We start from the raw sequence: 25,865 nt of genomic DNA, 5'->3' as shown, positions 1-25,865 counted from the left end.
AAATAATAAAAAAATAGTATAAAGGAGATATGATTATGAGAGCAGTAGTACAAAGAGTTAAAGCTTCTAGAGTTGAAGTTGATAATAAAGTTATCGGAGAAATAGGCTTAGGTTTAAATGTTTTAGTAGGAATAAGTAAAGAAGATACTAAAGAAGACATAGAATATATAGTTCGTAAAATTGTTGGAATGAGAATATTTGAAGATGAAACTGGAAAAATGACTCATTCCCTTGGCGATGTAAATGGAGAGTTGTTGCTTATTTCTCAATTTACCCTTTATGGAGACTGCCGTAAGGGAAAAAGACCAGATTTTATGAAGGCTCAAGGTGGAGAAGTAGCGGAGCAGCTCTATAATGATTTAGTAGAAGCTTTTAAAAAGGACGTTAACAAAGTTGAAACTGGAGAATTTGGAGCAGATATGCAGGTTTACATACAAAATGATGGACCAGTTACTCTACTTTTAGAAAGTAAAAAAGATTTTTAGAGGTGAACTCAATGATAGTTAAAAAATTAATGGCAGGAATATATGGAGCTAATTGCTATATTCTAATGGATGAAGAAACTAAGGAAGCTGTGGTGTTAGATCCAGGTGGGGACGTAGATGATATAGAAAAGGCATTAAATATTTTAGGAGCAAAGGTTAAGTATATATTACTTACCCATGGACACTTTGACCATACTACAGGTGTAGATGGACTTCAAGCCATAACAAAGGCTCAGGTTGCCATAGGAATAGCTGATAACGAAATGATATTAAAGGAGGTTCAGTACTATGGACCTTTTATTGAGGGAGGAGCACATATAACCTTAAATCATGGAGATACTTTGACTTTTGGGAAAAGTAATCTGAGGGTACTTCATACTCCAGGTCACACACCAGGGGGTGTATGTTTTCAAATAGAAAACATGGTTTTCTCAGGGGATACCTTATTTAAGGGTTCTATTGGAAGAAGTGATTTAGCTGGCGGAGATGGAGAGGCATTAATAAGAAGTATTAAGGAAAAGTTGATGGTACTACCAAAGGAAACAATAGTTTATCCAGGGCATGGTCCAAGTACTACCATTGGAGACGAAGAAATTTATAATCCATTTTTATAGTATTACATATAAACATAAAGGACTTGATATAAAGTGTATAGCACTGAGAAAGAATTTAAAATAAAACTTAATAATCCTGAATTTAGATATGATGTATTTCAAATGATTAACCTTTTTTACAGTTTTGCAGATATTAACTTTATTGAACTTAACAGTGATGAACAAGTTGATTTGTTTGTTAAAGTTCATGAAGATACCATTAAGCTTATAGGTAGAGAAAGAATCGAAGAATTTGATATAAATAAAAACTATAAGATTAAAGAAGAAGTTAGAAAAGCAGTGTTCAAGTTTCTTTCTAAGGATACTGGAAAAGCACTTCCTTGGGGAACTCTAGTTGGGATTAGGCCATCTAAAAAAGCTTTAGAGCTTTTAGAGAAAGGTTGTTCTGAAGAGGAAATCATAAAAACTTTTAAGGTAATTCATGAAACATCAGAAGAAAAAGCAGAGCTTTGTATAGAAGTTGCAAAATATGAAAGAAATATAGTAAATAAGGATGAAAATACCATAAGTGTTTATATAGGTATGCCATTTTGCCCTACACGTTGTGTATATTGTTCTTTTACTTCTAATCCAATCTCAGGGTGCAAGAGTTTGGTTAAACCATATCTAAATGCCTTATCTAATGAAATTAAGGCCCTAAGTGGTTACATAAAATCCCGTGATCTAAATATAGAATCCGTATACTTTGGAGGGGGAACCCCCACTGCTGTAAATAATGATGAATTTGAAATAATTTTAAGGGATATCTATGATTATTTTGTACATAATCATAATGTAAAAGAATTTACAGTAGAGTGTGGACGTCCTGATAGTATCACTGAAGAAAAGCTTAGGACTATGAAAAAATATAATGTTCATAGAATTAGTATAAATCCGCAAACAATGAATAATAAAACCTTAAAGCTCATTGGAAGAAATCATACCGCAGAGGATGCTGTAGATAAGTTCAATTTGGCTAGGCAATTAGGATTTAACAATATAAATATGGATGTTATTGTAGGGCTTCCTGGAGAAGGGATAGAGGAAATTAACTATACCTGTGAAGAGCTTTTAAAACTTAAACCAGATAGCTTAACAGTCCATGGAATGTCTATAAAAAGGGCATCTAAGCTTTACGAAAATATGGTTAATAATACGCAGTATGAAATACCTAGTCAACAGGAGCTTAATGAAATGTATAAGGCTACAGTGGAATTATCTAAAGAGCTTGGAATGATTCCTTACTACATGTATAGGCAAAAAAACATGGTTGGCAACATGGAAAATGTGGGTTATTCAGAAAAGGGTAAGGAAGGTATCTATAACATCCAAATGATAGAAGAAAAGCAGACTATTATTGCTTTGGGTGCAGATGCAGTTTCTAAAGTGATATTTTTAGAAGAAAACCGAATTGAAAGATTTGGCAATGTAAAAGATGTTAGAGAATATGTAAATAGAATTGATGAAATGATAGACAAAAAGGTGAAGTTATTAGATAGCTTATATAAGCCAGAGCAATAGATACAGGTACTAGTAATTTGAAGTAACCTAAGTAACAAGGAGGAATTTAGATGGAATTTAAGGCACCTAAGGGTACAAAGGACATTTTACCAGGCAGTGTGTACAAGTGGAATTTTATTGAAAAGATAATGAGAGAAATTGCTGCAGCTTATGGTTGTAGAGAAATAAGAACTCCTATTTTTGAACATACAGAACTATTTAAAAGAGGAGTAGGGGAAACTACTGATGTGGTTCAAAAAGAAATGTACACTTTTGAGGATAAAGGTGGAAGAAGTATAACTTTAAAGCCAGAGGGAACGGCACCAGCAGTTAGGGCTTTTGTAGAGAATACTCTTTATAGCGAAGCTCAACCAACTAAGATGTTTTACTTTACTCCAGCCTTTCGTTATGAAAAAATGCAAAAGGGAAGATTAAGGCAACACCATCAGTTTGGAGTAGAGGTCTTTGGTTCAAAGGAACCATCAGTAGATGCCGAAGTTATAAGTATTGTAATGGATGTTTATAAAAGGCTAGGAGTTGAAGGTATAGAGCTTAATATTAATAGCATTGGATGCCCAACTTGTAGGAAAAAATATAATGAAGCATTAACAGAATTTTTATCTAGCAAAAAAGATGAGCTATGCACAACCTGCTTAACTAGGTTAGATAAGAACCCTTTAAGAATATTAGATTGTAAGGTTGATAGTTGTAAAGAAGTGGTTAAGGGAGCTCCCATTATATTAGACTATATCTGTGAGGAGTGCAGTGAGCACTTTGAAAGTTTAAAAACTTATTTATCAGCTATGGGAATAGATTATGTAGTTAACTCTCAAGTAGTTAGAGGTTTAGATTATTATAGCAAAACCATTTTTGAAATTATGGATAAGGGTTTTACTCTTTGTGGTGGTGGAAGATATGATAATTTAATCGAAGAAATTGGTGGACCATCTATGCCAGCTATAGGATTTGGTATGGGGATGGAAAGATTACTTCTAACCCTAGATGAAAAAGGTATAGAAATTCCAGAAGAAACCTATATGGATTTATATGTTGGCTCTATGGGAGAACAGGGGAAGGTTGAGGCTATAAAGGTTATTCATAGCCTAAGAGGTAACGGAGTTAAATGCGAATGCGATCACATGGCTAGAAGTGTAAAAGCTCAGATGAAATTTGCTAATAAAATTGCTGCAAGATATACTATGGTACTTGGAGAAGATGAAGTTAAAAATAGAGTAGCTAGGCTAAAGAGAATGAGTGATGGAGAAACTACAGAGGTTTCCTTAGATAATATAGAAGCTGTAGCTAAAATCATAAAAGCTTAATTTAAAATTATACAAATTTAGAAGCTGTAATGGAATTAAAGAGGCAATTTGCTTCTTGTAACATAAAGGGAGGAAAAATAAATGGGTGAGTCACTTAATGGACTTAAAAGAAACCTAATGTGCGGTGAACTTAGAGAAAGTCAAGTAGGACAAAAAGTTACTGTAATGGGATGGGTTCAAAGAAAAAGAAATTTAGGAAGTTTGGTTTTTATTGACTTAAGAGATAGAACTGGACTCTTACAAGTAGTGTTTGGTGAAGAAATAAATAAGGAAGCTTTTGAAAAGGCAGACTTAGCTAAGTCAGAATACTGTGTTGCAGTTACTGGTGAAGTAATAAAGAGAGAAGCACCAAATGCAAATTTACCAACAGGAATGGTAGAGTTAAAGGGTGAAAGTATTAAAATACTTTCTGAGTCTGAAACACCTCCAATTTACATAAAAGAGGATTTGGATGCATCAGAAAATATAAGACTTAAATATCGTTATCTTGATCTTAGAAGACCGGATATGCAAAAAATTCTTATGATAAGACATAAAGCATCTAAGGTAGTTAGAGATTATCTAGATGAGAATGGATTTCTAGAAATGGAGACTCCAATGCTAACTAAGAGCACTCCAGAAGGGGCTAGGGATTACTTAGTTCCAAGTAGAAATTATCCAGGAATGTTTTATGCACTTCCACAATCTCCACAAATATTTAAGCAATTATTAATGGTATCAGGTTTTGATAGATACTTCCAAATTGTTAAGTGCTTTAGAGATGAGGATTTAAGATCAAACAGACAGCCAGAGTTCACACAAATAGATTTAGAAATGAGCTTTGTAGAACTTAACGATGTCATTTCATTAAACGAAGGCTTAATTCAAAGAGTATTCAAAGAAGTAATTGGTGAGGAAGTTAAACTTCCAATTAGAAGAATGCCTTATGCAGAAGCTATGAGTAAATACGGTAGTGATAAGCCGGATTTAAGATTTGGCATGGAAATAAAAGATATTACTGAGGCAGTAAGAGGTACAGAATTTGCTGTATTTAAAAATGCTATAGAAAATGGTGGTTCAGTAAGAGCTATAGTTGCTGAGAACTCTGCCGATATGGGAAGAAAGAAACTTGATAAGCTTGGGGAGTTTGTAAAAACTTATAAGGCAAAGGGACTTGCTTGGATAGCTTATAAAGAAGATGAAATAAAATCTCCAATATCTAAATTCTTTGATGAAGCTGGAATGCAAGCTATTATTGAAGCTTCTGGTGCAAAAACAGGAGATTTAATACTAATTGTAGCTGATATGGATAATGTAGTATTACAATCACTAGGAGCATTAAGATTAGAACTTGCAAAAGAACTAGGGATTTTAGAAAATAACAAAGAGTTTAACTTTGTATGGATAACAGAATTCCCACTTCTTGAATATGATGAAGAAGAAAATAGATATGTGGCTCTTCACCATCCATTCACATCACCAATGGATGAAGATTTACAGTACTTAGAGACTGATCCAAAGAGAGTTAGAGCAAAGGCTTATGACATTGTATTAAATGGTGAGGAGTTAGGTGGAGGAAGTATAAGAATCCACGATACCAAGCTTCAAGAAAAGATGTTCAGTCTTCTTGGTTTTAGTCAAGAAAGTGCTTGGGAAAGATTTGGATTTTTATTGGAAGCCTTCAAATATGGACCACCACCACATGGCGGGTTAGCATATGGATTAGATAGAATGGTAATGTTCCTAGCAGGTACTGATAACATTAAGGATGTTATTACTTTCCCTAAGAATCAAAATGCATACTGTCCAATGAGTGAGGCGCCAAACGTGGTTGAAGAAAAACAACTTAAAGAACTTGGAATTAATATAGCTAAGAACAATTAATTTTACATTGTAAGTTAATTATATAAGTTTCGAAGGAGTCCCTACATTACTTAATAAATTAAAAGCAACTTATATAAAAGAGAGTACAAAAGCAAGTTTATTATTAGTGTAGTTTCTTTATTCTATTCTATATATAAAGAAAAATATTAATTATATAATGTATACTTGGTTGTGGCTAGGAGTTATTAGGTTTAAATAGAAGTCCTTTATAGGATGAAAGGTTTTAAGTTTAAGTTGTTAAATACAAGAAACTCATCCAGATTTTAAAAAGAATAATATCCGGCATAGCGGATATACTATTATTGTAAAATCTTTAGTATGAAATTTTAATTCTATTTGCAATTACACTAAAATTATTATATAATGTAGTTACAAGTTAGAAATGATCTGCTGTGTGCGCGGAACTGGTCTATGTTGAGCCAACAGTGATTTAAAAGGAAGAAGTTCTTTTTATGGAGTGTTGACCTATCCTTTATTATTAATATTAACTGATAGGTACCAGAAGTAAAAAGGCGGAATCCACCCGTAAGAGAACGGGTTCAAATATACCAGCATAAACGGCACAGCGGTTTATATTAAAGATTTTACTTTAAATAATAGAGTTAGCAAGATTATTCTTGCTAACTCTCATTATGAGAATTAAGATACCACTCATTTGAGTGGTATTTTTTTATATGCATAATTGTATTTTCAATAATTCTTTATATAATGTCTATTCTCTAAAGGGAGTACAGTGCAAGGATTTTAAAAAAGCAACTAATAAAAATTAAGGAATTTATAAGTTAAGTAACAAATTCATAATAATGAATTATAATTTTTGAAAAAAATTCTTCATAATAAAAAAACCTTCTATAAATATGCTTTATTTTTTTATAAAAAATAGTATAATAGAGATATGTTAACTAGTATAATTTTACAGTACAGGTTACTAAATGTAAGTAAATTAAATTACTCTACTGTAAGGTTTTGCAAAAACTTAAATAACTAATTCTATTTCTTACACTAAAGCAGTTGATTAGCAACATTTTGAGGTATTAAATCACCTATCTCTTTACCAGAGGGGCTTTTATGCAAATTAGGTATTGGTGGAGGAAACTTTTAAGAAGGTTGCTAAACAAAATAAAATTCATTAGCTAATTGGTAAAATAAGGGTTGATATGGTGGTTATGTCGGTATTATTTAACACAAAGGTTTTGGATGAGGAGAATAGGTTATGGAAATTTTATCACAAGGAGAAAAAATAAAAAGAATACGAAAAAACTTTAAAATTAGACAACAAGACATTACTGGTGGGGAAATAACAAGAGAACTTATAAGCATAATCGAAAACAATAAAACTAATCTTACACCCAACGTGGCACAAATAATTGCAGATAATATTAATAGAATCTGCAAAGAGAGAGACATTGATTTCTCTGTTGAAGCTAGTTATTTATTAGAGGATATTAAAGAACAATCTAATAAAATTGCAGATAATTATATAGAAATTTTAGTTGAAAACGAGAATAGCTTCTCTGAAAATTTAGTTAAAGAAATGGATGAAATAGAGGTTTTTTGTATGAAGTACGGGGAACCAGAAAAGAACCTAGTTCTTTATGAAAAAATAGGGGAGATATATGAAAGTCAAAGAGATTATGATAAAAGTTATATGTATTATGTTAAAGCTTTGGAGAATGCTACTAGGATAGAGGATTCTAAAGTATTATCAATAATTCTTGAAAAAATTGGTGATTTATGTTTAATACTAATGAAATATGAGGAAGCTATACATTTTAACAGCTTAGCTCTTAAGTATGACGGGGCTTTAAGTAGGGAACTAAAATATAAATTAACTTTTAATAATCTATTAGCAAATATAAATTTAAAAAAATATAACCAGGCGTTAGAGGAAATCCAAGAAATTTTAAGTGCATTTCCAAAGTTAGCATCTGGAGAACTATTTGAAATTCATAGATTGAAGGCTCATTGTCTTAAACAAATAAAGCTATTTAATGATAGTTTTAAATTAAGTAAAGTAATATTAGATGAGTATATTAATAATAATGTAGCTAGAAAGATATTAATAATGACTGATATATTAGACATTTGCATAATTTTAAAGGACTACAAAAATATTAAAACTTATTTAAAGAAGCTTAACAATGAATTAAGCAATGGTGCCAATACAGATAAGGATTGTTGTATTGTTAATGCACATCTTCAAGTGGGGATAGCATCAACTTTATTACAGGACATAGAACAGGCTAAGGTGCATTTTGAAAAAGTAATAAGTATGTGTAAAAGTGGCAAAAGCCTTGAGCTGCTAGGAAAAGCATTAGGAGAGTATTTAAATGCTTTAGTTTTAGAAAATAATTTAGAGAACATAAATGATTTTAAGAATAATATTTTAGAGTTATTATCTCTTAAAATTATAGATCATAATGATGTAAATATAATTAAATTAATTCAGTTTTATAATAGTATAGAGGATAGAGAAAGCATAGATACTATGTTGTTATTTATCTTAGAAAATAAATAGTGTTATTATAGATATATATATATAAACTAGCAAGGAAGCTGAGCTTGCTAGTTTTTTATCTCTAATAAAAATATTCAAGTTTATAAATGTTATTGTGTACAAAAATCCATTATATTATATAAAAAAATCACATTAACATTTAGCTTACGAATTATTACTAGTGTGGATACTTTAAGAATTTTGAACATGCAGAAAATAAACTTTTATCTTAGAAATTATATGGTGAATAAAGTTATAACTTAAATAAAACTTAAATACAATTTGGTTTCTTTAAGACTTTTAAAGTTAATAAATTAAACTTTTCACAAAGCAAGCCTATATTGAAGGTGAATTCAAACATCTCCAGGGAGATTTTAGGTAGAAAGAAAGCTGTTGGTTATGTAATGGAATCTACATATATTGAGAAGTTTAAAGAGCAAATGTAACATGAGTAAGTTATAAGTTATAAAATTTATTTACACATAATGTTAAGGTTTAGTATCAAAATCGATATAAAAATATAATATTTATTAGTATAAATATACAAAATGGAAATGTTGAAACAAATAACTAAATTGAAACTGTGAATGAAAAAATAAGGTTACAATATCAAGTGTGATTTTCATATATAATAAATATTGAAAGTATTTTTTAATATATTAAAATTAAGGTGTTAAAATTATAACGTTTAAGAGCTAATCTAATCAATCAACAATATAATTTTCCTTCAAGTTATAAAACATATGTATAAGTTTAAAAAGTATAGGTAGATACTATAAGTAAATGCTATGGATACTTAAAAAAATACATAAAGGTTAAAAGCTACAATTAAAAGTTTCAAAAAAATCTAGTAAGATTTTTAAAATCTTACTAGATTTTTATTATTTCTTCAAACTTTCTAATTTATTAAACTTCAATTTATTTATAATTTTACTTATAGTAGAAACTAAAATTATTCCTACAGCAATGGAAGCGGCGTTGAAAAGGGTTTGGATGCCCAGAACAATAGATTTGCTTACATTACCTTGAACTGCTTCAAAGGTTGTATAGTACATACCACCTCCAGGAACTAAGGGAATTAGAGCACAGATTAAGAATATTGTTACAGGATTTTTCATTATTCTTGCAAAAATTTCTGAAAACACACTTATAACTATAGAAGCAACGAATAAAGCTACAATTTCCGAACCAGTAGAATTCTTAGTTATTAGGTAAAAAAGCCATCCAAGTCCTCCACCAATTGAAGCAATTATCAAGTTTTTACCCCGTACATTAAATAAAATGCCAAAACCTAAGGAACTAATAAAGGCATATAAAACACTTATCATAATTACACTCCCCCAAAGATATATATCCAAGTTTTAAATACTATACCTGTTCCAGCTGCAATTGCGCCTGCAATCATCAGGGCTTCTAAGGAACGAGATAATCCAGATAATAAGTCACCAGCAATGGTATCACGTATACCATTAGTTATAGCAAGACCTGGAACTAAAAGCATTATAGAACCGATAATAATCTTATCTACGTTAAAGCCTGGTAAGAAGGTACTAACCATTAAAGCAATAAGGGCAGCTAAAGCACCACCTAATACATTAACAAAGAACCCATTCACATCTAATCTATCTAAATAATTACTAAGGAGCTTAATTAAAATTCCTGCAATAAAGGAGATAAAGAAATCTCTAATATTTCCTCCGAATAAAAGTGAGAAAAAGGAAGTAGTAACACCAGCAGCAATTATTGTAATCTTATTACCATATCTTTGGTGCCTTTCAATTTTTTTTACTTCATCTTTTAAATCTTTCATCAAAAGAGGTTTTGAATACAAAGATCTAGACAAATTATTTATTGCAGCTATTTTTTCAAGATCTACTGTTCTTGAAGTAATTCTTCTTATAACAGTGGTAGTCTCCCCCATTTGATTTGTGATAGAAATCATGACTACTGTAGGGGTAACAAAGCTTTCAGTTGATTTAATATTATAAGCATTACAAATCATAGAAATAGTTTGTTCTACTCTATAGGTCTCTCCACCATTTTCTAGCATTATTTTTCCAGCTTCAGCAGCTATATGGACAATTTCATCATTATACATTGAAAACACCTCCTATAGTAATATAGGGAATTAAATCAAATGATTAAACTTAATAAACACTTTAATGCCTTTAAGACATTCATATAGAAACATATGAAATATTTCCCTTTTAAATCTATATCATTGTTATTATATATCAAAAACTTAATAAAATGTAATCTGTTAGAATATTAAGATTTAGTCATAGTTCAAAGGTGGCAGAGTAGATTTGCTTTGTTAGAATTGATTAATTACAAAGGTATAATTATAATTAAATTATAGTGATTCAAATATAGAGATATCGGGTTACAATTAATTTTACTCTGCTATAAAACACTTAAAAGAATAAAAGAGATTTATGTGCAAGTTAAGGACTTTAATTCTTAATTTGTACTAAGATAATATTAATTTAATTACTTATAAGTTAGTTACAACACAAAATAAAGGATTTAACTTAGTTAATTAATATAAAATGGGGGATATGAATGAATAAGATTGAAAGTATTTTAGAAAATCTTATCAATAACTTAAAAGAAGGAATACATGTAGTCGATAGTAAGGGCAAAACTATTTATTACAATACTGCTATGGCAACAATGGAAGGGTTAAAAAGAGAAGATGTTCTTGGCAAAAAAGTTTATGAATATTTAAAGGGCATGGAAGGCACCTCTACACTGATGAATGCCCTTAATAATAATGAGGAGTTTAAAGATGTAGTTCAGCAATATAGCAATAATCATGGTAAGAACATTACATCAATCAACACCACAGTGCCAGTTGTTATAGGGGGAAAAACTGTAGCTGCCATTGAAATTGCAAGAGATATGACTCAGCTTAAAAAGTTAAATGAAAAGATATGCATGCTAGAGAATGCGATAAAAGAAAAAGAAAATAACTACACCTTTAAAGATATAATTGGGAACAGCCCAAAAATAAGGAATGAAATAAATAAAGCTGTAAAAGCAAGTCTTTCAAATTCTTCTGTGCTAATTTACGGGGAAACTGGATCTGGTAAAGAGTTATTTGCTCAAAGCATCCATTATAATGGAATTAGAAAGGATAAACCGTTTATTCCTATAAATTGCGCAGCAATACCTAGTGCACTTTTAGAAGGAATGCTATTTGGAACTGTGAAAGGTGGCTTTACAGGAGCAGAAAATAAAAAAGGTCTATTTGAAGAAGCTCATAGGGGAACTGTGTTGTTAGATGAAATTAACTCCATGGAACCTTATCTTCAATCTAAGCTTTTAAGAGTACTTCAAGATGGATATATAAGACCTGTTGGAAGCAATAAAATCATTGATATAGATGTAAGAGTTATTGCAACCTTAAATGAAGAACCAGAAAAACTTATAAGAGAAGGAAAGCTTAGAAAAGATTTTTATTATAGGTTAAGTGTAATGAGAATTGATGTACCGTCTCTTAGAGAAAGAAAAGAAGATATTAAAGAAATTACAGAGAGTTTTATAAGTCACTATAACACGCTTCTTTCTAAAAATATAAAGGGACTTAGTGAAGAGGTTTGGAAAAAGTTTTATGAATATAATTGGCCGGGAAATATCAGGGAACTTAAAAATACCATTGAATCAGCTATGAACATGGTGGATGATGGGGAAGTGCTAACTAAAGAATTCTTTGAAAATAAAATTACTATTGTGGGAGATTTAAATAATGATAGTAAGTTTACTGGTGATTTATCTTTAAATAACCATCTAGAGGAAGTAGAAAAGGCCATAATAACAAAAATATATAAAAAAAATGGAGAGAATATTACTAGAACAGCTGAAGAACTAAAAATTTCTAGGCAGAATTTGCAATATAAATTAAAAAAATACAATTTATAATGGGAAGAAAACTTTAATTTCTAAATATTATAGTTAAATAACAGTGTGAATAATTATTAAAAATATACAGGTGCCATAAATTCGGCAGGGTAAGTGCAAAAAAATATGCATTTACCCTTTTTTATTTGAAGTTTATGTAAGTAAACTTGTTTTATTTCAAAGAATGAAGAAAAAAATTTTGCGGTAGAAAAATAACTTCATTATAAAATTTAAAATATTTAGAATATTATACAAAATAATTGTTATAACTACAGGAAATTTCTAATTCTTCGCAAAAATACTTGGCACGGAAATTGCTGTATTAAAAGAGTAAAGTGAAAATTAAATTATAAGGGGGAATATGAATATGGAAAATGTTAAAGTAGCAATTTGGGGCTTTGGGGCTATGGGAAGCGGAATGGCTCGTATGCTTTTAAAGAAGAAAGGTGTAGATATAGTAGGAGTATGTGACTTACACCCAGAAAGAGCTGGCAGAAGTATTTATGAAGTTTTAGGTGTAGAAAGAGGAGAAAGACCAGAGGTTATAATAAATCCTAACATAGATGAAGTATTAACTGAAAAGTGCTGTGACATATGCCTTTGTGCAACAGACTCTTTCACTAAAAATGCTTTCCCAAGATTAAAGAAAGTATTAGAGAAGAAAATAAATGTAATTTCAACTGCAGAAGAAATGTCTTATCCACAAGCTCAAAATCCAGAACTTGCAGCAGAGCTAGATAAAATTGCTAAGGAAAATGGAGTTTCTATTCTTGGAACAGGAATAAACCCAGGACTCATCATGGATTTATTAGTAGTTTGCTTAACTGGCTGCATGACAGATGTAGACCACATTGAAGCTAAGAGAGTAAACAGTCTATCACCATTCGGACCAGCAGTAATGGAAGAGCAAGGAGTTGGAATGAAGGTAGATGATTTCAATAGAGGAGTTGCAGATGGAAGCTTAGCAGGACACGTTGGTTTCTCTGAGTCTATTAATATGATTGCTGATGCTATTGGCTGGAAGGTTGATAAGTTTGAGCAACAAATGTCTCCAATAGTTACATCAGTAGATAGAAAATCACCATTTGGTTTTGCAGCTGCTGGAGATGTAGCAGGAGTTAACATGACTGGACAAGGTTTTGTAGATGGACAGGTTAAAATTGACATGATCCACCCACAACAAATTGAGCCTGAAATGGAAGGCACCTTTACAGGAGATTATATCACTATAAAAGGTACGCCAGAAGTTAATATGTCTATTAAGCCAGAGGTTGATGGAGGACTTGGTACAATTGCTATGTGCGTTAATATGATTCCTCATGTTATTAATGCAGATCCAGGCTTAAAAACAATGATAGATTTACCAGTACCAAGAGCTATTATGGGAGACTTTAGAACTTTTATAAAGAGATAATATAGAGTGTTAAATTTAAGTTAGTAAATTAGAGGGCTTTATGGGTAAAAGCCAGTAAGATATATAAAATTAATTTAGAATTTAAATTAAACTTCCTTGGAGTAAATTTCAAAAATATATGAGAGATTTAATCCAAGGAAGCATATTATAAAGTTACTTTCAGCTATATATAAATTGAGAATTTATGAGAGAAATATGGGTAAATAAAATAAATATTAAAAGAATTTTGGAGGTGGATAACTTGATTAAGGTAGGAACTTTCGTTGAGATAACAAACAAAGTTTTAGATCCAGAGGATAGATCACCTGTTATACCAGAGGAAACAAAAAGTACTCCACTTATGATGTGGGTTAGAGGTTTTACTACAGCAGAATGTAACCTAGGAGAAGAAACAGAAGTTGAAACTCCTAGTGGAAGAAAAGTTAGAGGGGTAGTAACCGCAGTAGAGCCAGCTTACACTCATGATTTTGGTAGATATGTAAGTGAGATCGCATATGTAGGAAAGCAAGCAAAGGAAATGATTTTTAAATAGTGTAAGGAAGTAGGTGAATAAGGTGAATAAATATGAAGCTCTCATGGAGAGAAAAAATGAAATAATGATAAAGTCAGTAGGAATTGACTTTAGTAAGTATGAAAAAGGAGCCTTAGCTTTTGATTATGAAGCTATGATGAGAGACACTGGATATTCCTTAAGTGACATCATGAGAATTCAAAGGGAAGTTGGGGTAGGTAACACTCCGCTTCTAGAGTTAAAAAATATCACAGCCCTAGCAAGAAAAGTTTCTAAAACAGGAAAAGCAGCTAGAATTTTTATAAAGGATGAAAGCTGTAACCCTTCAGGAAGCTTTAAGGATAGAAGAGCCTCTGTATCAGTTTATGATGCAAAGCAAAGAGGCTATAAGGGAGTTGCATCTGCAACCTCAGGAAACTACGGAGCAGCGGTTGCATCTCAGGCAGCTATGCAAGGATTAAAATGTATAATAGTGCAAGAATGTTATGACTCTAAAAAAGTAGGTCAACCAGAAATTTTAGAAAAAGGAAGAAAGTGTGAAGGTTTAGGAGCAGAGGTGCTTCAGCTTACTGTAGGTCCAGAGCTTTTCTATACTTACTTAAACATATTAGAAGAAACAGGCTTCTATAACGCATCTTTATACTCTTCTTACGGTATTGCAGGAGTAGAAACCTTAGGTTATGAAATTGCAACACAATGTAGAGAAAAATTCGGTAAGGATCCAGAAGTGGTAATTGCAACCCATGCTGGTGGTGGAAACGTAACTGGTACAGCAAGAGGTCTTATAAAGGCTGGAGCCACAAATACAAAAATGGTAGGAGCTTCTGTAAATTTAGAAGGACTTCATATGGCAAGTGATAAGGACTTTAACAGAAAATCCTTCACTACAGGACACACTGGTTTTGGAATACCATTTATGGTATGGCCAGATAGAAGTGACGTACCAAGAAGTGCAGCAAGACCACTTAGATATTTAGATAGATATGTAACGGTAGCTCAAGGACAAGTTTTCTATATGACAGAGCTTCTTGCTCAACTTGAAGGCTTAGAAAGAGGACCAGCAGGAAATACTTCTCTTGCAGCAGCTTTTGTAATAGCTCAAGAGATGGATAATGATGAAATTATAGTGATTCAAGAAACAGAATACACTGGAGCAGGAAAACACATTTTACCTCAACTTACCTTTGCAAAGAACAATGGCATAGAAATCCTTAAGGGTGATCCAAAAACAGAGGTTCCAGGGAAAAATATTGTGCTTCCAGAAAGTCCAGCTATGCTTCAAGTAGATGATAAAGATTTAAATGGGTACAGAAAATCCCTTATTAAAAACAGTATTAAAAAGCTAGAAACCAACACAGTAGATATTCTTGATATAGATTTCCTATGTGAAGAAACAAAATTAAGCAAGGTGGAAGTAGTAGATATACTTTCTAGCCATGGCATTTTCGTTAAATAAATAATTGGGGGGTAAAGAAGTGAAAAGAGAAGATGATTTTCAAAAAAGAAGAGAGCATTTAAAAAACTTAACTGATGAGGAGTTATATGAAAGATTCTGGGCACTAACTGAACAAATAGCTAGACCAATGGTGGACTTAGCTTATAACAACACATCTTCTTCCATAGAAAGATCTGTACTTTTAAGAATGGGCTTTTCAAGTATTGAATCTTCAAAAATAGTTCAAGAAGGCATGAAAGCAAAACTTTTAGGTAAAGGTATGGGAAATGTGGTTTTAAAATATGCAGAGCTTAAAGGAATGAACTATTTAGAAGCAGGACGCGAACTAGGAGAAGGTAAAGGCTGGAATGAAGTATCAGGATTATTTAGGGGGGATAAATAATGCTAGAAGAAAACAAAAAAATAAATGTGGAAGAGATACTTAAGGATTTAGATAAGTATGAGCCAAAGAGAAGAGGTTGGCATTGGAGAGAAGCTCACAATGAACCAATGGGAGAATTTGAGTACAAAGAAATCACAAAACCACTTAAAAATAGTAAAGCTCTTCCATCAGCAAGAAGCTTTAATAACATAGATCCTCAACCAAAACCAGTAATAACTACTGAGATTGCTTCAGGAAGATTTGAAGATGATATAAGAAGAATGAGAATGGCTGCATGGCATGGAGCTGACCACATTATGGTTATTAGAACTGCTGGACAAAGCCATTACGATGGATTAATTGAAGGTTCACCAGAAGGAATCGGTGGAGTTCCAATTACAAGAAAAGAAGTAAGAGCTACAAGAAAAGCTATTGATTTAATAGAAGAAGAAGTAGGAAGAGAAATTAACTTCCACTCTTACGTATCAGGGGTTGCAGGTCCAGACATCGCAGTTATGTTTGCTGAAGAGGGAGTTAATGGTGCTCACCAAGACCCACAATACAATGTTTTATATAGAAATATTAACATGGTAAGATCCTTCGTAGATGCAGCTGTAGCTAAGCACATGATGGCTTGGGCAGATATGCTTCAAATAGACGGAGCTCATAATGCCAACGCAACAGCAATGAAAGGTTACATGGTAATGCCAGAGCTTATGGTTCAACATGCTATAAACTCTAAATACTCTGAAATGGTAGGAATGAAACCAAGTAATATTGCTCTTTCAACAGTACCACCAACAGCGCCACCAGCTCCATGCTTAAGATATGACTTACCTTATGCAGTGGCACTAAGAGACTTATTTAGAAATTATAAAATGAGAGCTCAAATGAATACTAAGTATATGGATTCTTGTACAAGAGAGGCTACAGTAACTCACAGCTTAAACTTATTAATCTCTGAACTTACTTCAGCTGATATTCAAAGTACAATTACTCCTGATGAAGGAAGAAACGTGCCATGGCATTACAATAACATTCATGCAGTAAACACTGCAAAACAAGCCCTAATTGGAATGGATGGATTAATGGATATGGTAGAACTTAAAAAAGAAGGATACCTACCAGAAAAAGTTAGAGAGCTTAAAGAAAGAGCCGTATTATTTTTAGAAGAAATCATTGAGAATGGCGGATACTTCAAAGCAGTTGAAGATGGCTTCTTCGTTGACTCTGGTGAATATCCAGCAAGAAACGGTGATGGTATTGCTCGTAAAATAGATGGAGGACTTGCAGTGGATACTGTAGTTCCAAGAGATAAGGATTACTTTGCACCAGTTTGTGCTCATTTTGGTTACAACAATGTGCCAGAAAAATATGAGCATGCTTGTGATGCAATAAAAGGATGTACTTTCTGTGATAGAAGCAAGATTGTTTACATTGATGAGTTAGATGAAGAAGATAATGTTATTAAGAGAATGGAAAAAGTTAAGGAAGATGGAACCATTGTACCAGAGGTTGAGTGGAAAAAGGATGGTTATGTATCTGTAACTCTATTCATTCCAGAAGACCCGAGAATTGCAGAAGCAGCAGCTCTTGAAATGGGTAAAAACATGAACTTAACAGATGTGGAAATTATCCATAAGCAAGTAATGCAGGATGCTGAAGGAACTTTAGTTGAAATTAAAGGAAGAGTTAACTTTAAAATTGTTAGAGATGAATTAAAGCTTCCTGAGGTGAAAGAAATCCTTGCAGATGATGTAATGAGAGATTATGTTAAAAAGCATCCAGTTAAAGTAGTAGCAGCTACTGCAGGAGAGGATGAGCACTCTGTTGGCTTAAGAGAAGTAATTGACATTAAACACGGTGGTATAGAAAAGTACGGTATTGAAGCTGTTTACCTTGGAACTTCATGCCCAGTAGAAAAGCTTATTGATGCAGCTATTGAAACAAAGGCTGATGCAATTTTAATGAGTACAATTATTACTCATAATGATGTTCATATGAAGAATATGAGGAAATTAAATGATCTTTGTATTGAAAAAGGCGTTAGAGACAAATTCATATTAGCTTGTGGAGGAACTCAAGTTACTAATGAAATTGCTGTAGCTAATGGAATGGATGCAGGTTTTGGTCGTGGAAGCAAAGGTCACCATGTGGCGTCTTTCATAATTGAAACTTTAATGAAAGAAGAGCAATAAGGGTTATAAATACCTACTAAAGATTTAAATTCAGTAGGTGAGTACAAATACTAATATTTAAAAATAAACTAAGGGCATACAAAATCAATGTATGCCCTTAACTATAGGAGTGTGCTTATGAAGGTAGAGTATTTAATTGCGGAAATTGGAAGTACTACTACCCTTGTTACAGCCTTTAATTTTAAAAATGGGGTAGAAGTAATTGGACAAGGAAAGGCCTTTACTTCTGTGCTGCAAGGGGATGTAACCATTGGACTTAAAAATGCAGTAAAGGAAATTGAGGATTTCTTAGGAGAAAAGCTAGAGTATGGAAGAATGCTTGCCACTAGTAGTGCTGCTGGGGGACTTAAAATAACCGTTCACGGCTTAGTTCAAGATATGACAGTAAAAGCTGCAAGAGAAGCTGCCCTCGGTGCAGGCGGAATTATTAAGATGGTTACAGCAGGAAGACTTAGAAAATCTGATATAAAAAAGATAAGAGAAATAAGCCCAAATTTAATTATGATTGCTGGGGGAACAGACTACGGTGAAAGAGAAACTGCTCTTTACAATTCAGAAATTTTAGCAGAAGCAGATCTTGGAATCCCAGTGGTTTACTGCGGTAATTGTGCTAATGTGGATGAAATAAAGGAAATATTTGAAGGAAAAGAGCTTTATGTTATAGAGAATGTTTATCCTAGAGTGGATGAGTTAAATGTAGAACCAGCGAGAGCTATAATACAAGATGCGTTTGAGAAAAATATTGTAAAGGCTGGGGGCATGGATAAAATCAAAGAAATGGTGGATGGAGCAATAATGCCCACCCCTGGAGCTGTAATGGAAGCTACTAAGCTTTTATATGATCTCCTTGGAGATGTATTAGTTTTTGATGTTGGGGGAGCTACTACAGATGTGCATTCAGTTACAGAGGGAAGTTTGGAGGTATTAGATATCCTTGTAACTCCAGAACCTAAAGCAAAAAGAACTGTTGAAGGGGATCTTGGGGTTTATGTTAATAGAGCTAATGTAATAGAGCTTTTAACACACCATGAAACTGAAGGAAACTCAAGTGAATATATAGAAAGTCAAATAAGACCCATTCCAGCCACGGAAGAAGAGCGAAGATGGAGCGGCATTTTGACTAAAAAAGCTGTGGAAGTAGCAATAAGCAGGCATGTAGGTCAAATAAAAAGAGTCTATGGTGCAGGAAAGAATTTCTTAGCCTATGGAAAGGATTTATCCATGGTGAAATATATTGTGGGTACCGGTGGAGCTTTAACTAGACTTCAAAAGGGTGAAGAAACTCTTGAAGGGATAAAAGAAATTAAAGAGGATTTAACAATGTACCCAAGACATGAAGCCAAGGTATTAATAGATACTATGTATATTATGGCCTGTGCTGGAGTTTTAAGTAGAGAAAACAAAGAAGCAGCAATTACTTTATTAAAGGAGAGTCTTAAGCTATGAAAAGAAGTTATCCCTGTATAGAAGCTAATTTAAATAAGATAAAACACAATACAGCAACCATTCTTGAAATATGCCAAGGACTAGGCATAGATGTAGTTGGAGTTACAAAGGTATTTTGCGCACAAAAGCCTATAGTTAACTCAATGATAGAAGGAGGCTTAAAGGTTATAGGAGATTCTAGGCTTTCAAACCTAAAGAGAGTCAGTGAAGCAAAGTGTGAAAAACTCCTTCTTAGAATACCTATGGAAAGTGATGCTTCTTCTGTGGTTAAATATGCAGATATATCTTTAAACTCAGAAGTAGAAACAGTAAAAAAACTAGCGAAAGCAGCAAAAAGAGCTAATAAAATTCACAAGGTTATCTTAATGATAGACTTAGGAGATTTAAGAGAGGGAGTTTTAGAATATGACGTTTTAGATGCGGCAAAGGAAATAACTAGACTTCCTAATATAGAGCTTGTTGGTGTGGGAACAAACCTAACCTGTTACGGAGGAGTATTACCTGACGAAGAAAATTTAAGTAAACTTATTGCAATTAAAGAAAAAATTGAGAGAGTTTTAGAGATAAAACTTCCAATTATATCAGGAGGAAACTCTAGCAGTCTTTATATGGTAATGGATAACACCATGCCTAAGGGGGTAAATCAATTAAGACTTGGTGAATCCATAGTGTTAGGAAGAGAAACTGCTTATGGAAAGGAAGTTCCTAATGCTCATAAGGATTGCTTTATCCTTAAAGGAGAAATTATAGAAATTAAAAATAAGCCTTCTGTACCTACAGGGAAAATAGGCTTAGATGCCTTTGGAGAGGTTCCAAAGTTTCAGGACAGAGGAGTTATAAAAAGAGCAATTATTGCACTTGGAAGACAGGATATTAAAGTGGATGGAATAACGCCCTTAGATAGTGGAATTGGAGTCTTAGGTGCTAGTAGCGACCACTTAATTCTAGATGTGACAGAAAGTAAATATGACTATAGAGTTGGAGATGTAGTAGATTTTTATATGGATTATGGCTGCCTACTACAAGCAATGACCTCACCTTATGTAAGTAAATATTATGTAGGATAATAAATATCATTATGTGGACTAACGATAGCTTTGATAAATAGGTAGTAATAAGGCTGTTGACAAAAGGGTTTTGTCAGCAGTTTTATTTTTTACTGAAATTTTTACACTGTAGGACAGTGGTAAAACTATAAAAATTAATATATTATAATAAGTGAGAACAGTTAATTTCCAAAGAAATTTGTCTAGCGGATTATGTAAAATATTTTCCAGGAAATAAATTTCAACATATTTCCATTTATTTACATGCAATCATATATATTTCCTGGGAAAACAATGTATGATAATAAAGAATGCTGTTTTAAATTCATGATTTGTCACAATATATTTTGTAGATTGCTGAAATATATTTTCAAGGTAAAACCTAATATAGTAAAATTGATGAACAAAAATGAAATCTAAGGAATAGTATTTTTATAGGCTTGAATTTTAGCTGTAACTAATTAAGTTTATTTAGTAATATTTGATTAGTTGATTAAAGGGGAGGAAAAAATGAATATTGATGTGATAAATCAAGTAATAATATTGTTTTTAATGATGTTGGTGGGGGTTTATGCAACTAAAAGAGGTTTTATTACTAAGGAAGTAGAAAAAGGACTTAGTAGTTTACTTCTTAATATAACCTTACCTTTTTTAATTGTCAGTACCTTTAATCTAGAATTTGACAGTAACTTACTAGATAGTGCAAAGAAAATTGTAATTTACTCCATAGTAATTCATTTAGGTTTATATGCCATAAGTAAATTTTTTTTCTTTAAGGCTTCTAAGGAGAAGCAGCCAGTATTAAGATTTATAACCACTTTTTCCAATGTGGGTTTTATGGGATATCCAGTGCTTCAAAGCATATTTGGGGATGTGGGAGTATTTTATGGAGCAATATTTAATATGGTATTTAATGCTTTTGTATGGACCTTAGGAGTATCCCTATATAGTGGGAAAAAGTCTTTAAAATCTTTTATACAAGTATTGAAAAATCCAGCCTTTATTGCTGTTTGTTTTGGGTTAGTTTTATTCATTTCTCCCGTTAAACTGCCAACTCCTATATATAAAACTCTGAAGCTAATGGGAGATACCACCACGCCAATATCTATGTTAATAGTAGGAGCTATGCTATCTTCTGCGAATTTTAAAGAAGTACTTTCAGACTGGACCATTTATTTAGGTTCTTTTATATGCTTAATAGTTTCTCCATTTTTAGTTTACTTAGCTATGACTACCTTAGGACTAGACAGAGAACTTACAAGAGTGTGTGTAATAATAATTGCCATGCCAGGAGCAGTAATGGCCCCAATAATCGCCTCAAAGTATGGAGGAAATGCAGAATATGCATCCCAATGTGTATTTTTGAGCACAATACTTTCAGTAATTACAATCCCATTAATAATATTAACTTTATTATAATTTACTTAAACATTTTATAAGTCATTTTATAAAGAATTTAATTAGTGTAGAGAAAATCTACATTATAAATATAAGGAGTGAAAAAAATGAGTGCAAAATTTGTTGAAAACTTAGAATTAGCCATGGAAAACCTACATAAAGTAGGGGCCTTTCTTACAGTGAAGGAAGGGGACAGAGTTAACACTATGACCATTAGCTGGGGAAACATAGGCTTTGAATGGAGAAGACCAATATTTACTGTACTAGTGAGGGAGTCTAGATATACCTTCGACTTAATAGAAAAAGCAGAAAGCTTTACTGTAAGTGTTCCAGTAAACAATAACCTAAGAAAAGAACTAGGCTTTTTTGGATCAAAATCAGGAAGAGATATGGATAAGTTTAAAGAATGCAACTTAGAACTAGCACCTTCAAAAGCTGTGAAAACTCCAATAATAGCGGGAGAGAATATGGTTCACTACGAATGTAAGATAGTTTACAAACAAGCTATGGACCCTAGCCTTTTGAGCAAATCTATACAAGAAGAATGCTATGATGGAGGAGATTACCATACAATTTACTATGGAGAAATAGTAGAGAGTTATAGAAGTTAAGAAATCTTACTATAATATTAATAGATAAAAATATAAAATAATAAACTAAGAGCTAGCAGAAATGCTGGCTTTTTTATCTGAGTCAGATACATTGCCACTAGAATGCATTAAGTAGGAACTAATATAGAAGACTATTTAACTTGGGTTGACCAGTAATGGATATGATTTTAAAGAGGTAGACAAAGAAATGAATATTTTTTTAACAGAATAAGTTTATAAGTCTGATACCTATTTCAATGGTTATTGTAACTGAAACCCTAGTATTTATGGGAAAGATAATTAGGTATAAGCTGTAAATTTAATAAAGGTAAGATTTTTGAAACCTTTATTATGGGCAAAGGTTTCAAAAAAGTATTAACTGTTTGTAAAATTCTGAAAATTTACTGAAAACTTATGTAAAATAATGTAGTATATTAATACAGAAGTAAGTCGACGATGATGCTAATATACTATTTCTATATTAAATTAGGATTAAAGATACATATAAAAATTTATGCAACAGATCTTATACAAATCATTTCACTTTTTAAACAATATTTTTTAGTAATCTAGTACCATGAAAAACTGAATGAAAATTAAATTGGGGGGAGATTATGAGGAGTTTTTGGGGGATAATTCCACGATACATTATTAAGAATAAGAAGCGTATTGTATTTATGGGTATTGGTATAGTGCTGTCAGTAGCATTAATAGTTTCTTTAAGTATAATACAAGAATCTGTGAGCAAGACATCCTATGAAAGGATGGTTGACGATGCAGGAGGTATCTATGATATTTCATTCTTCACAAGAGATTATGGAAAATTTGAGGAGCTAAAGACTGATTCAGCAGTTGAGAAAATGTCTATAGCTGCTAATTTGGGCGAATATAAAATTCCAAATTCTAAAGTCAATATTGATATTAAAGCCTATGATGAAAATATTACAGATTTCTTGAACTTTAATCTAACAGAGGGAAGATATCCTGAAAAAGGAAATGAAATTGCTTTAGAGCAATGGGTATTAGATGCATTACCTCAAAAATATGAAATAGGGGATACCATGAAGTTTCCACATACTGTAGAATATAGAACTTTGGATGGTGAGAGGCTTCAAGAGGAGATAGAAAGTAATTTTGTTTTAGTTGGAACTTTTAAGTACACTAATAATCAATTTTCTAATAAAAATACAGCAAAGGCTTATATAACTAAAGAATTTCTTAAGGATAATTTAAAAAATCAAAATTTAGAATATGAAGGTTATATAATGATAAACCCTACAAGTTCTGTCACAGATACTGCAATGCAGCTAGCAGCAACAAATAATTATTCTAAAATATTCTTTAATGAAAATTATGTTAAAACTTCCACTATACAATATGGGAAAGTCTTTGAATTAATTTTTAAGGTGCTGTTTATTATCATTGGAGTTGTAGCAAGTATTATCATTTTCAATGTGTTTAATATATCTATAACAGAAAGAACAAAAGAATTCGGAATGTTAAGGGCCATTGGAGCCTCACCCCTTAGAATTAAGGGCATAGTACTAGGGGAAGGCATAGCCTTAGGTATGATATTTATTCCAATAGGAATATTTTTAGGAAGCTTAGCAGTTAGGACCGTTATGATGCTTTCTTCAGCAACGGGGAATTTAAAGGGATTATTTCATATTCCTATGGCTGGTATAACGCCGGCTTTAGTAGTTGGATTTTTATCAATTATTATAGGAGTGTACTTTCCAGCTTTAAAGGCATCAAGAATATCTCCTATGGAAGCAATAAGCTCTAATAATAATTTAAACTTAAAAGGAAGAAAAATTAAAAGTTCCCTTGAAGGTAATGGAACATTAAGAAAAAGATTTAAATTTCCAGCTAATATGGCGTACATGAATATAAATAGAAATAAGAAAAAATTTATAACTACAATAGTTTCTCTATCTATAACCATAATTATGTTAAGCTGTGTAAACTACTTGATAGGTTCTGCAGACCCAATAGGTAACTTTAAAAAGAAATTTCCAGGTGATTTTGTATTACTATCCTCTGGAATTTCCAAAGATTATGGGTTAACTGAAAAAGATATAAGTAAGATTTCTAAAATTAAAGGAGTAGAGAAAATTTCAACTGAGAGAAGAATTTCTTCACCTGTATATGTGCCGGCAGAAAGTGTTACTAGCAAAGGCTTGAAATTTCAAGAGGCTAATAGTAATAGAAACCCATATTTAAAGGAGCTATTTAATAAAAAGCAATACTATTTTGAAACAAGAACTTTGGGGTACAGTTCTGAAGAACTTGAAAAGTTAAAATCAGGACTAATTGAAGGAAATATAGATGTAAATGAAATGAAGGAAAAGAAATTAGCTATAGTAGTTCAGGATTTAAATTATAGAGATTATACTAATATCAAAGTTGGGGACCGAATTAAAATAAGTTATCCAATTTATGATGAAAAAGGAAATCCTGTTAGAGATTCAAAAGAAGTATTTGAAGTAGGAGCTGTGGTTAAGGAAGAAATGTTAGCTTCAGTAGATGCTAGTACCAGTATTATGTTTATAGTAAGTGAAGATGCAATGAAAAACTATTTAAGCATTGATAACTATCAGCAGGCAAATATTACCTTAAATAAGGATGCAAACTATGAACAAGCAGAAAAAGAAATAAGAGATACCATGAAGCTTTCAAGAGATTTAACCATTAAATCCTTTAAAGAAGAACTTAAAACAACAAAAGAGTCCAATATGAAGTTATCTATGACCCTATATAGTCTTGTGTTCATAGTAGCAATAGTAAGTGTAATTAACTTGATAAATATAATGTATATGAATGTAATGATTAGGAATAAAGAAATTGGAATGATGAGAGCTTTGGGCTTTGGTAGTGATGAGGTTAAAACTATGATAAAACATGAGGGAATGTTTTATGGAGTTGCAGCTAGTATAGTAGGAATAACATTAGGAGTGTTTTCAACATATGTAATTTATATTAAGGGAAGAGGGGTAATAAAAGCAGATATGTCATGGAACTTTCCTACCTTAGAGGTAGCAGGAGTATTTGTTATTACTACTTTTATTACAGTTATAGCAGCCATACTGCCTTCAAGAAAACTTTTTACTTCAAGTGTTGTTGACTCTATAAGAGGAATAGAATAAAAGTAAGATTATTAAAAATAAGATAAATAGGTTATTTATATATGAGTACAAATTTTTTTAGGCTTCAAAGATAAATAGAGCAAATCTTCATCTTTGAAGCCAATAAAATATTTTTAATAAAACAATCTTCATGAGGAAA

Annotated in this window: 19 protein-coding genes and 1 other RNA gene; 18 read left to right on the top strand and 2 right to left on the bottom strand. The window is 32.0% G+C overall.

Annotation, left to right across the window (positions count from 1 at the left end; translation table 11 throughout):
- Positions 1 to 35 precede the first annotated feature (35 nt).
- The 7 genes from dtd to B3040_RS11920 all read left to right on the top strand — a co-directional run bounded on the left by dtd (position 36) and on the right by B3040_RS11920 (position 8,281).
- The gene (gene dtd, locus B3040_RS11950) at positions 36 to 485 is read left to right on the top strand and encodes a D-aminoacyl-tRNA deacylase (RefSeq protein WP_291573568.1); all 450 of its coding nucleotides are present in this window, start codon (positions 36 to 38) and stop codon (positions 483 to 485) included.
- An 11-nt stretch (positions 486 to 496) separates the two neighbouring features.
- Positions 497 to 1,099 (top strand): MBL fold metallo-hydrolase, encoded by a 603-nt coding sequence (locus tag B3040_RS11945; RefSeq protein WP_291573566.1) that lies wholly within the window; start codon positions 497 to 499, stop codon positions 1,097 to 1,099.
- 33 nt (positions 1,100 to 1,132) lie between these two features.
- Positions 1,133 to 2,599 carry a coproporphyrinogen III oxidase gene (locus tag B3040_RS11940; protein ID WP_291573564.1) on the top strand — a complete coding sequence of 489 codons (1,467 nt, stop codon included), beginning with the start codon at positions 1,133 to 1,135 and terminating at the stop codon, positions 2,597 to 2,599.
- Positions 2,600 to 2,649: 50 nt separating this feature from the next.
- On the top strand, positions 2,650 to 3,900 hold the full coding sequence (gene hisS, locus B3040_RS11935; protein WP_291573562.1) for a histidine--tRNA ligase: 1,251 nt from the start codon (positions 2,650 to 2,652) through the stop codon (positions 3,898 to 3,900).
- Positions 3,901 to 3,981: 81 nt separating this feature from the next.
- Positions 3,982 to 5,763: an aspartate--tRNA ligase gene (gene aspS / locus B3040_RS11930; RefSeq protein ID WP_291573560.1), complete on the top strand. Its 1,782-nt coding sequence runs from the start codon at positions 3,982 to 3,984 to the stop codon at positions 5,761 to 5,763.
- Positions 5,764 to 6,144: 381 nt separating this feature from the next.
- Positions 6,145 to 6,339, top strand: a non-coding RNA gene (ssrS, locus tag B3040_RS11925) — 6S RNA.
- A 637-nt stretch (positions 6,340 to 6,976) separates the two neighbouring features.
- Positions 6,977 to 8,281 carry a helix-turn-helix transcriptional regulator gene (locus B3040_RS11920; RefSeq protein ID WP_291573557.1) on the top strand — a complete coding sequence of 435 codons (1,305 nt, stop codon included), beginning with the start codon at positions 6,977 to 6,979 and terminating at the stop codon, positions 8,279 to 8,281.
- An 860-nt stretch (positions 8,282 to 9,141) separates the two neighbouring features.
- On the opposite strand, the gene B3040_RS11915 is transcribed toward B3040_RS11920, so the two are convergent.
- Both B3040_RS11915 and B3040_RS11910 read right to left on the bottom strand, forming a co-directional pair.
- Positions 9,142 to 9,588, bottom strand: a complete 447-nt coding sequence (locus tag B3040_RS11915; RefSeq protein ID WP_291573555.1) for a threonine/serine exporter family protein — start codon at positions 9,586 to 9,588, stop codon at positions 9,142 to 9,144.
- Positions 9,589 to 9,590: 2 nt separating this feature from the next.
- Entirely contained in the window at positions 9,591 to 10,358 is a 768-nt protein-coding gene (locus B3040_RS11910; RefSeq protein WP_291573553.1) for a threonine/serine exporter family protein, read from the bottom strand.
- A 464-nt stretch (positions 10,359 to 10,822) separates the two neighbouring features.
- Here B3040_RS11910 and B3040_RS11905 point away from each other — a divergent pair, with 464 nt between their 5' ends.
- From B3040_RS11905 to B3040_RS11855, 11 genes are all read left to right on the top strand, one after another.
- Positions 10,823 to 12,181 (top strand): sigma-54 interaction domain-containing protein, encoded by a 1,359-nt coding sequence (locus B3040_RS11905; protein ID WP_291573551.1) that lies wholly within the window; start codon positions 10,823 to 10,825, stop codon positions 12,179 to 12,181.
- Positions 12,182 to 12,527: 346 nt separating this feature from the next.
- On the top strand, positions 12,528 to 13,574 hold the full coding sequence (ord, locus tag B3040_RS11900) for a 2,4-diaminopentanoate dehydrogenase (RefSeq protein WP_291573549.1): 1,047 nt from the start codon (positions 12,528 to 12,530) through the stop codon (positions 13,572 to 13,574).
- A 232-nt stretch (positions 13,575 to 13,806) separates the two neighbouring features.
- Positions 13,807 to 14,106, top strand: a complete 300-nt coding sequence (gene ortA / locus B3040_RS11895) for a 2-amino-4-oxopentanoate thiolase subunit OrtA (protein WP_291573656.1) — start codon at positions 13,807 to 13,809, stop codon at positions 14,104 to 14,106.
- Positions 14,107 to 14,128: 22 nt separating this feature from the next.
- The gene (gene ortB / locus B3040_RS11890; RefSeq protein WP_291573547.1) at positions 14,129 to 15,541 is read left to right on the top strand and encodes a 2-amino-4-oxopentanoate thiolase subunit OrtB; all 1,413 of its coding nucleotides are present in this window, start codon (positions 14,129 to 14,131) and stop codon (positions 15,539 to 15,541) included.
- A 19-nt stretch (positions 15,542 to 15,560) separates the two neighbouring features.
- Positions 15,561 to 15,923, top strand: a complete 363-nt coding sequence (locus B3040_RS11885) for an ornithine aminomutase subunit alpha (protein WP_291573545.1) — start codon at positions 15,561 to 15,563, stop codon at positions 15,921 to 15,923.
- On the top strand, positions 15,923 to 18,100 hold the full coding sequence (gene oraE, locus B3040_RS11880) for a D-ornithine 4,5-aminomutase subunit OraE (RefSeq protein ID WP_291573543.1): 2,178 nt from the start codon (positions 15,923 to 15,925) through the stop codon (positions 18,098 to 18,100). The genes B3040_RS11885 and oraE overlap by 1 nt, the downstream gene beginning before the upstream one ends.
- Before the next feature lie 117 nt (positions 18,101 to 18,217).
- Positions 18,218 to 19,546 (top strand): GlmL-related ornithine degradation protein, encoded by a 1,329-nt coding sequence (locus B3040_RS11875; protein WP_291573541.1) that lies wholly within the window; start codon positions 18,218 to 18,220, stop codon positions 19,544 to 19,546.
- Entirely contained in the window at positions 19,543 to 20,613 is a 1,071-nt protein-coding gene (gene orr / locus B3040_RS11870; protein ID WP_291573539.1) for an ornithine racemase Orr, read from the top strand. The genes B3040_RS11875 and orr overlap by 4 nt, the downstream gene beginning before the upstream one ends.
- Positions 20,614 to 21,102: 489 nt before the next feature.
- Positions 21,103 to 22,011: an AEC family transporter gene (locus tag B3040_RS11865; RefSeq protein WP_291573537.1), complete on the top strand. Its 909-nt coding sequence runs from the start codon at positions 21,103 to 21,105 to the stop codon at positions 22,009 to 22,011.
- Positions 22,012 to 22,097: 86 nt separating this feature from the next.
- Positions 22,098 to 22,601 carry a flavin reductase family protein gene (locus B3040_RS11860; protein ID WP_291573535.1) on the top strand — a complete coding sequence of 168 codons (504 nt, stop codon included), beginning with the start codon at positions 22,098 to 22,100 and terminating at the stop codon, positions 22,599 to 22,601.
- 593 nt (positions 22,602 to 23,194) lie between these two features.
- Positions 23,195 to 25,726 carry an ABC transporter permease gene (locus B3040_RS11855; protein ID WP_291573533.1) on the top strand — a complete coding sequence of 844 codons (2,532 nt, stop codon included), beginning with the start codon at positions 23,195 to 23,197 and terminating at the stop codon, positions 25,724 to 25,726.
- The last annotated feature ends 139 nt before the right edge of the window (positions 25,727 to 25,865 follow it).

The organism is Clostridium sp. UBA4548 (assembly GCF_002387895.1).
GTDB lineage: Bacteria > Bacillota > Clostridia > Clostridiales > Clostridiaceae > Clostridium_J.
This window is presented reverse-complemented; position numbering and strand designations above follow the sequence as displayed.